At 44.8% G+C, this 8,841-nt stretch carries 9 protein-coding genes and 1 CRISPR repeat array; all 9 genes read left to right on the forward strand.

Annotated features, from left to right (window positions below; all coding sequences use genetic code 11):
- Positions 1-30: 30 nt before the first annotated feature.
- Positions 31-718: a CRISPR direct-repeat array (repeat unit 28 nt; unit sequence GTTCACTGCCGCACAGGCAGCTTAGAAA).
- Between the two features lie 160 nt (positions 719-878).
- Genes cmr1 through cas6f form a run of 9 tightly spaced genes read left to right on the forward strand, consistent with a single transcriptional unit; the run spans position 879 to position 8,838 of the window.
- Positions 879-1,214 (forward strand): type III-B CRISPR module RAMP protein Cmr1, encoded by a 336-nt coding sequence (cmr1, locus tag CAG60_RS16590; protein WP_237667752.1) that lies wholly within the window; start codon positions 879-881, stop codon positions 1,212-1,214.
- 2 nt (positions 1,215-1,216) lie between these two features.
- Complete coding sequence (locus CAG60_RS05880; RefSeq protein ID WP_237667753.1) at positions 1,217-2,089, forward strand: RAMP superfamily CRISPR-associated protein; 873 nt, start codon at positions 1,217-1,219, stop codon at positions 2,087-2,089.
- A gap of 2 nt (positions 2,090-2,091) precedes the next feature.
- Entirely contained in the window at positions 2,092-3,939 is a 1,848-nt protein-coding gene (cas10, locus tag CAG60_RS05885) for a type III-B CRISPR-associated protein Cas10/Cmr2 (protein WP_161438476.1), read from the forward strand.
- A 2-nt stretch (positions 3,940-3,941) separates the two neighbouring features.
- Positions 3,942-5,081 carry a type III-B CRISPR module-associated protein Cmr3 gene (locus tag CAG60_RS05890; RefSeq protein WP_161438477.1) on the forward strand — a complete coding sequence of 380 codons (1,140 nt, stop codon included), beginning with the start codon at positions 3,942-3,944 and terminating at the stop codon, positions 5,079-5,081.
- A 23-nt stretch (positions 5,082-5,104) separates the two neighbouring features.
- Positions 5,105-5,983: a type III-B CRISPR module RAMP protein Cmr4 gene (gene cmr4 / locus CAG60_RS05895; RefSeq protein ID WP_055034230.1), complete on the forward strand. Its 879-nt coding sequence runs from the start codon at positions 5,105-5,107 to the stop codon at positions 5,981-5,983.
- A 3-nt stretch (positions 5,984-5,986) separates the two neighbouring features.
- A complete protein-coding gene (cmr5, locus tag CAG60_RS05900) occupies positions 5,987-6,406 on the forward strand; it encodes a type III-B CRISPR module-associated protein Cmr5 (RefSeq protein ID WP_161438478.1) in 420 nt (139 codons plus the stop codon).
- Complete coding sequence (cmr6, locus tag CAG60_RS05905; RefSeq protein ID WP_237667754.1) at positions 6,403-7,545, forward strand: type III-B CRISPR module RAMP protein Cmr6; 1,143 nt, start codon at positions 6,403-6,405, stop codon at positions 7,543-7,545. Before cmr5 ends, cmr6 begins: the two co-directional genes overlap by 4 nt.
- A gap of 1 nt (position 7,546) precedes the next feature.
- Positions 7,547-8,284: a CRISPR-associated endodeoxyribonuclease NucC gene (gene nucC / locus CAG60_RS05910; protein WP_161438479.1), complete on the forward strand. Its 738-nt coding sequence runs from the start codon at positions 7,547-7,549 to the stop codon at positions 8,282-8,284.
- A 2-nt stretch (positions 8,285-8,286) separates the two neighbouring features.
- On the forward strand, positions 8,287-8,838 hold the full coding sequence (gene cas6f / locus CAG60_RS05915; protein ID WP_161438480.1) for a type I-F CRISPR-associated endoribonuclease Cas6/Csy4: 552 nt from the start codon (positions 8,287-8,289) through the stop codon (positions 8,836-8,838).
- Positions 8,839-8,841: the final 3 nt, after the last annotated feature.

Consider the following 8,841-nt stretch of genomic DNA (forward strand, 5'->3'; position numbering starts at 1 on the left):
ACATGGAGAGGGTTTCGTTGTTGTATCACCGTTCACTGCCGCACAGGCAGCTTAGAAATGCAAGGATGCACGTAAAATTAAGAAGTCAAGGTTCACTGCCGCACAGGCAGCTTAGAAAGCTGGCAACGCTGCCACCGGGGAGTGTGTAATGTTCACTGCCGCACAGGCAGCTTAGAAAAGCACAGAAGCGCAAATTAAAGTTGAAGTGTGGTTCACTGCCGCACAGGCAGCTTAGAAAATATCGCCATACATCATAAGTATGCCTTTGATGTTCACTGCCGCACAGGCAGCTTAGAAAAGCAAGAACAACGCTTGCCATTCCAGAGTTTGGTTCACTGCCGCACAGGCAGCTTAGAAAGTGTAGCGGTGACTTTGAAGAAAGATTGATTAGTTCACTGCCGCACAGGCAGCTTAGAAAAACAACTTTGACTTTAAACCTTCAACCAATCCGTTCACTGCCGCACAGGCAGCTTAGAAAATTCTCGATTTGCCGTTCGTTAGCTCTCTGACGTTCACTGCCGCACAGGCAGCTTAGAAATCAATCAGCGGTCGATACAATGTTTTCAGAGTGTTCACTGCCGCACAGGCAGCTTAGAAAGTTAGAAGTAATCACACCGCCTAACGTAAACGGTTCACTGCCGCACAGGCAGCTTAGAAACTCCTTATCAGTAAATGCCGCCAGATTGGCAGGTTCACTGCCGCACAGGCAGCTTCATTGTCACTGTAAAAGTCATAATTATTTATTTTTTGATATGCAATAGGTTATTGATAAGTGTCGATTCTTTATTGCATTAATCAATGTTACGTTCGGTATAAGCTTGGCTAAAGGGTATAAATCCTCACCTTTGGTTTTTTATTCAGCAGAATGGAACTGTGGAATGCGAAGACAGAACAACACAATTGATCTGCAAAGATTGAAAGAAGAACTCGATGATTTAAATAATAAGATTAACGATAAATGGGAAAGCTATTCATGCACCTTAGTTACGCCTATGTACGGTGGGGGTGTTAAAGCGGGCGAAGTCGATAACGACATGCCGATTCGCGCCAGTGCTATTCGTGGGCAATTACGTTTTTGGTGGCGTATTGCTTGTGGGGTGAAAGACCCTGAGGTCATGCGAGAAAATGAAGAAGCCATGTGGGGGGGGATTAGCGATAAGGCTAAAGCGAGCCAAGTTCAAGTTCGAGTGAAATGTAAAAATGTAAAAATGTAAGTATGAGCTACTTGGTTAGCTCGAAAAAGCTGGCTGCTTCGGGTGTTAAATACGTGCTTGGTGTTGCGGATGAAGCTAATTGTTTACCTAGTGGTTATAACTTTGTCCTTGAGATTCACTACAAAGACGACATTACCTCTGATCAGATAAAGCAAGTTAAAGAGTCCTTACGTTGGTGGTCATCGTTTGGTGGTGTGGGTGCAAAAACTCGGCGTGGATTTGGTGCTGTGGTTGTTGACTCGATTAAAACCATTGATGCAACTGAGGTTGAGACCATTGGTGGGAAAATAGCGTTGACAAAACAATCTTCAGACTCTGCTGAGGACATATGGAAAAAAGCGACAGAGTTACTTTATAAATTTCGGCAAGGCAAGGAACTTGGTCGGAATGAAGGACAAGGAAATCGCCCAGGACGTAGTCGCTGGCCAGAACCAGATCAACTACGTCGTATGTCCAATAAGCATAAAGCTAATCACGAACCTGAGCATAAAGCTGGAAATGTATTCCCGAGAGCCGCTTTTGGCCTGCCAATCATTTTTGATTTTAATGATCGAAGTAGAACCGAACCTATCACTATGAGCCTCTTGCCAAAAGACGCGCAGCGTATGGCAAGCCCATTAATTATTCGTCCTTACAAAAATGGTGCTCAATGGCGAGCTGCTGCTTTATTGCTACCGACTTGGCAAACCGCTTTGCATGAACCATTAGAATTAAGCCCTGCTCCGAAGAATGGCACTCCAAACCATTGGCCTACCTGTGAAAACGAACGAACTAGGCTGGCAGAAATTATCAAACCGATGGTAGGTAAAGATGGCCAGTTAAGAGCTGACGATCCACTCTCGGCATTTTTAGACTTTTTTGAGAAGGGACAATAACAATGGAGTATGTAGTCGCGATTAGTATTGGCCCTGTTCAAAGTTTGATCGAAGCGGGAAGGCGTGCACAAGATCTCTGGTGTGGATCATGGTTATTGTCGGAAGTGGCGCGTGCAGTAGCACTTAAGCTGCATCAAACACAAAATGGCTGTTTGATATTTCCTAACCCAGAACACCCAGAGGCAGAACTACAGCCTCAATCATCATCTGATGAGCCGAGAGCCAACATTGCTAACGTTATTCGAGCCGTGATTTCTGCAGATAGCAAAGAGGAACTTCAGAATAAGTTAGAAAAAGCCAAGGGCGCTGCATTTGATCGATTAGTCGGTATTTTTGCTGAAGTATTAACGAAAAATGAGCTGCAAAATGCAGGGATTGACCGCGAGCGCTGGCAACAGCAGCAAAATGATGTGCTAGAAATCTTTTCGGCGTGGGTCTCACTCGATAATCACCCATATAATGATAATGCAGCCTCAATACGTCTTGGTCAGTTACTGCACGCCCGAAAGTTGTCACGTAATTTTGAGCCTATGAAAGACTGCATGGCAGCGTTACACAAATCCACGCTGGATGGTGCTAATAATACGGTCACCCACAAACTCACCGCGCGGGATGCTGCAAAAAAACTGCACATTAACGATCAAGAATTACAGCAGAAAAGACGGTTTTTGGGCCTAACCAATGAAGAAGAGTTAGATGCTTTAGGCGTGGTAAAACGCCGAGCGGGTAATTTGGAGCAATTTACCCCCTTTAGCCGTATTGTGGCGCATGGTTGGCTTAATAGTTTAAGTGATGAACAGCGAGCTGGACTAAAAGTTGCGTATCAGCCGCTTTTGGACTCAGGGCATGTTACGCAAGTTAAAGGCAATGATGGCATATATGCAGACTTTCCCTTTGATGGCGAATACCTCTTTTTAAGCCGTTTAGCGCAAGCCGATATTGATCACGATCTTAAAGACAAGCTACTAAAACAGCTCGCAGCCACTAAATCCTCGCCACTACCTTACGGCGTTTTGCTTAAAGCCGATGGCGACCGTATGGGTGAATTATTGGCTCAAGCCAAGACTCATGATGATTCAAAAGCGATTTCTAAAGCCCTGCATGAATTTGCGACCAGTGTGCGCAAAACGCTACAAGATCACGGCGGGCATGCCATTTATGCCGGCGGCGATGATATATTGGCGTTTGTGCCGTTGGATCAGTCATTCGCCTGTGCAAAAGTGCTAGCTAGCTCTTTTGCTGAAAAGATGTCGGCAATTGCCAAAGAGCTGGGTATTGATCAGCAAAATTGCCCAACGTTATCGGTCGGTTTAGCCATTGGTCATTTTGTCCAACCTATGCGCCAACTGCGTGCTCGGGCTATCGCGGCAGAAAAACACGCCAAAGGTAATAAAGAACTCAAGCCCCGTAATGCACTTGCCGTACATCTAGGCATTCGTTCAGGCCATGAGATCACCTGGCGTTGCCGCTGGGATGATGATGAGACATTAAAAGCGCTAACCGATTTCACTCACGCTTTTGCACAGGGTTGGATGCCAACTCGCATCATGCAAGAGGTACGAGAAATGGCAGTTCATTTGAAATGGACAACTGGGCAAGAAGAGTTAGCAGGCATTCGAGCAAGTGAGCTAGAGCGAATGTTAGCGCGAGCGAATTTTAACGTAAGTGTTGAAGAATCAGGGAAGACACCTGAACAAATTAAAGAGTCAAAGAAGGCTGCTCTGAAGAAGCTCAAATCGCAACTTCGCGCCCAAGCATCAGGTTACTCACTAGAGCAACTCGCCAATCTACTTATCTTAGCGCGCTGGCTGAGTGCTAAAACCACCGCAGATATTGGAGGCGCTGAATAATCATGCAGTATTACCTTATTCAACCTAAAGACCCTTTGGTTATTCGTTCAGGCAGGCCGTTTGAAGAAATCTCTGATGCACAAGCGGCCCGTTTTCCACCACCATCCACGGTTGCTGGGGCGTTGCGTAATATCCATGCCCGCAGCAACGGAAAAGCCTTGAATAACGAGCTGTTAGAGCGTGCCGTCAAAGGTCCGCTTGCGGTTAAACGTCCTATCAATGGCGACGCCCCAAGCGAAGAACATATCTTGGTGCCTAAGCCTGCTGATGTGCAGTATTTTTATGACCAACAGACTCAACTCACCCATTTAGTGCGTTCTAAACCTATGGCGTTTGCTGAAGGTGAAGGTTGCGATCTACCCAATGGCTTGCTGCCCTTGTTTGCTGAAAATGCACCTGATGGCAAGCCAGTTTCCGGCCCTAACTGGTGGTCGTTTAACGACTTGGCCGCATGGCGAAAAGGGCAGGCGGTCAGTTTTGAGCGAATCTGCCAAAACGGTTGGATGCCTGCCGAGCCGGATATTCGCACGCATATTGCTATTAATAATCACAGTCGCAATGTGGAATCGGGCAAGCTTTTTCAAACCACAGGGCTAAGCATGTGGCAGCAACGTGATGGTAATCAACCATTTCCGGACGCTTGCGTAAGCATTTTGGCTGGTATTGACGGCGACATAACCTTGCCATTGCTTAATTTGGGCGGCGAGCGGCGTTTAGCAGAGGTTGAGGCTTGCACTTTATGGCCCTCTTTACCCAGTGATTTGGCGCAATCAATAACAAAAGCTAAAGGGTTCACGTTGACCTTTTTAACGCCAGTGTTATTTAACCATGGTTGGTTACCAAGCTGGTTGAATGATGAGCTCATTGGCACTCCACCATGCTGTCAAAGCCTAACCGTCAAGTTACGCGCCGCCGCATTAGAGCGTTGGATCCCGCAATCAGGTTGGGATTTAGTCAATAACATGCCACGTGCGGCGCAAAAAATGATCCCCGCGGGGGCCACTTATTGGTTTGAAATTGAAGGCGATGCAACGGATGAAGATATTCGTTCGCTCTGGTTAGCGCACTTTTGTGATGATCCACAAAACAACCTTAACGGCTTTGGTTTGGCGCTGCCTGCTGCCTATCAATTTACTATTTAACGCTATTTTTAAAGGACTATGTTATGTCGTTTCATATTTATCACTTATTCAGTCAAACCATTTTGCATTGTGGCTCAGGCCAATCGGTTGGCATTGTCGATCAACCGATTGCCCGCGAGCGAGCTTCTAATTTGCCGATTGTCCCCGGCTCAACGGTTCGTGGCGTGCTAAAAGCCTTCATTAGTCAAACGGAACAAAAAGAAGTTAAACCAACGCTTAGTCAGTCACTATTTGGTTATGACAAACAAGACGGTGAGCCCAGTTTTGCGGGGGCATTGTCGATAACCGATGCTCATTTGTTGCTACTACCAGTGCGAACGGTTTATGGCATATTAGCTTATGCGACATGCCCATTTATTTTGCAGCGCTATAAAAAAGATCGAAAATTAGATTTAACGGTTCCAACACCTGCCAATGATCAAGCGTTATACCCTAAAGGTAATCCTAATCATCAAGATAACTTGATGGTGCTAGAAGATTTAGATCTCAAAGCTCAAGAGTGTGAACACACCCCACAATGGGCTGAATACATTGCTAAAACGCTTTATGCAAAAGACAGCTCCGACTATAGCGACATCAGCAAGCGCATCATAGTCTTGCCTGATACGGTTTTCTCCTTTCTGGCCGAAACCGCCACTGAAATTCGCACCCGTATTCGAATTAATCAAGAGACTGGCGTCGTTGATAATGGGGCATTATGGACTGAAGAAAGCTTACCCGCAGAAAGCGTTTTATGGGGCGTATACTCGGTAGATGCACCCCGTTTGAACGATAAAAATGGTGATAAACGGCTTATGTTTAACGACATTATCAATAACAAACCTGTGCTGCAAATGGGCGGTAACATGGGTACTGGCAATGGCTTAGTGCAGTTTATTGCTCAGTCGGCCAGAGGGGAGTAACACATGCAACCACGTAGTCAAATTGTGGCCACTGCTGCTTTTAAGCAGATCAATTCCCGTAAAAACAAAAGTATTGAAGAGAATAAAAAATACGCCACTTTGGTGCATAAATTGCCCGCCATGATTTTGCAAAATGGCTTAGCACAGGCAACAGGTTTTTTACTGGCAAAAAGCGAAGCGCATCATCAGGCATTATTAGCGGATTTACTAAACATCTTTCAAGCAACCAACTATCCACTAGATCCAAATAAAACCTTGCACAAGAACATTCTTGAATCGGACTTATACCAAATCATGCGCATGACTCGCGAAGCTCTAGATATAGCTGGCTGGTTACGCCGTTACGTGCAAGGCATCTTAAAAATAGGGCCAGATGGCAGCTCTTTAGAAGAGAATGAAAAAGATAAGGAAGGTCAATTATGATGATTCAGTTGGTGCGCAACGAGATAAAAGATGCTTTTAGCCAAAGTAAAAGTGTAAATCCGAGTCTCTTACTGCAAAAGGGCATGCCTGAAGTAGATGCAAATGAATCAGACAGTAAAGAAGGTAAATCAGATAATAAGAAGACAGGGCATTTAGAAGAAATCGTAAAACTGCCCGCTTCACCTGAATACAACAACACCTTTAACCGTTGGTTTGAGCTAACGAGTGATGCTAACCGTTTTAAGCAATCGGCCATGACGCTAGAAAACCGCTTATTAATAGGCTTAACGGGCAACGCTGCATTAGAAACCGGTTGCAGTTTAAGTCGTAACTACGGCATGCCGTATATTCCGGGTTCGAGTGTAAAAGGCGTGGTACGTGCTTGGGCGAGTGGCAAAACACTGTCAAACGTAGCTAAAGCAACGCTTGATGATTTGTTTGGCACATACGACAGCGAGCAACCGAACCGCGTTGCTGGCAGCGTCACCTTCCACGATGCGTGGTGGATCCCTGCAGAGGGGGCTAAACCCTTTGTGCTCGATGTAGTCACCACACACCATCAAGAGTATTACAACGGCAAGAAAGCGGAACCATCCGATAAAGACAGCCCGATCCCTAATCATTTACTCGCAGTGCAGGGCAGCTTTTTATTTGTGCTCGAAGGTGAGCCCGCAGCAATTGAGCTTTGCCAAACCCTATTGGAAAAAGCCTTAGCAGATAACGGCATAGGTGCTAAAACTGCCGCAGGTTATGGATATATGAAGATTGACCTAGCGTTAATGCAAAGGCTTTTGGGTGAATATGAAAAACGGTTATCGCCAGAAGAACGTGAGCAAAGGCAAGCTGAAGCTCAACGTCGAATTGAGCAGCAATTGGAAGCGGCTGTTAAGGCCGAGCAAGCCAAACCGCCAGTTAAAATTATTGCGGAATTAAGGACGGATTATCTTAAGCACCGTGATAATGCCGCATACCAACTTAAAGTTGAAAATTGGATTGATACAGCGATAGAAACTTGGACGACACAAGATAGAACGTTGCTAGCGGAATGTCTCAAACAGCTTGGGTATCAGCCAAGCAATAAGAAAAATCCAAATCATTTGATCCGGAAAACACGGCTACAGCAATTAAAGGGGAAATAACATGGCTCAAGACTGGCAACTTTCAGAATTACTTGAAAATTTACATGCAGACGTACAGCACAAACTAACCACAGTCAGAAAATCCTTTAAGCATTCAGTGGTAAAGGGCGATGGTGCCGAAAATGTATGGGTAGACTTGTTTAATCAATATTTACCCGAACGCTATCGTGCAAGTAGAGCTTTTGTGGTTGATAGTAAAAACCAATTTAGTGAACAAATTGATGTGGTGATTTACGACCGCCAGTATTCACCTTTTATATTTCATTATGCTGAGCAATTGATTATTCCTGTTGAAAGTGTTTATGCTGTTTTTGAAGTAAAGCAAACGATAAATACAGAGTATATCAAAGCGGCAAGACAAAAAGTGGCCAGTGTAAGGCGTTTATATGTAACAAGTTTACCCATTCCGCATGCAGGTGGTGTTCATCCTGCAAAGCCTCCGCTAGCTATTATTGGCGGGTTGTTAGCACTTGAAAATGATCTGAAAAAACCAGCAACACTGAACGGCCATTTAGAACAGCAAAAAAATGATGATGATTTACTAAATATTGGGTGTGCCGCTGATAGCTGCTTTTTCTTTTATGACAAAAATCTTGATAAAATGGAGATTAAGCCTCATTCAAAAGCAACGACTGCATTTTTGTTCGAATTGTTATCGCAGTTGCAAGAATGCGGTACTGTACCCATGATCGATATTCATGCTTATGGTAAATGGCTAACGCTTGGAATCACGGAGTAGCTATGGATTCATACATTGACATACATTTACGACCAGATGCGGAGATGAATGAAGCTGAATTGGGCAGTAAAGTGTTTACGAAGTTTCATAAAGCATTGGTTAAGTTAAATACCAATCAAATTGCGATGAGCTTTCCAGAAGCAAACCTAAAGCTCGGGCAGTTGTTTCGTGTGCATGGTTCGGTAAGCTTATTGAATGATCTACAAGGTTTATGCTGGTTAGGGCCTCTCGTCGGTTATTGCCAAATCAGTGAAGTGTTAAGCGTTCCTGAGCAAGTTCAATACCGGGTGATCTCAGCTAAGCGGCGCAATTTAAGCAGTGCAAAGCTGCGGCGTTTAATTGCGCGAGGGAGTATCAATAAAGAAGGTGAGCTGCGCTATAAAGAGAAGATGCTGAGCCAGAGCATTAACGCACCTTATCTTGATTTACAGAGTGGCTCTACAGGGCAAACGTATCGTAAATTCTTTGAGTTTGGTGAAATGCAGTCAATACCAACATCCGGAAAGTTTGATTCCTATGGGTTAAGTCAGTCAGCTACCGTTCCTTGGTTTTAACCC

Origin of the sequence: Vibrio sp. V33_P6A3T137 (assembly GCF_009904835.1) — a bacterium.
In the GTDB taxonomy this organism is placed as follows: Bacteria; Pseudomonadota; Gammaproteobacteria; order Enterobacterales; family Vibrionaceae; genus Vibrio; species Vibrio metschnikovii.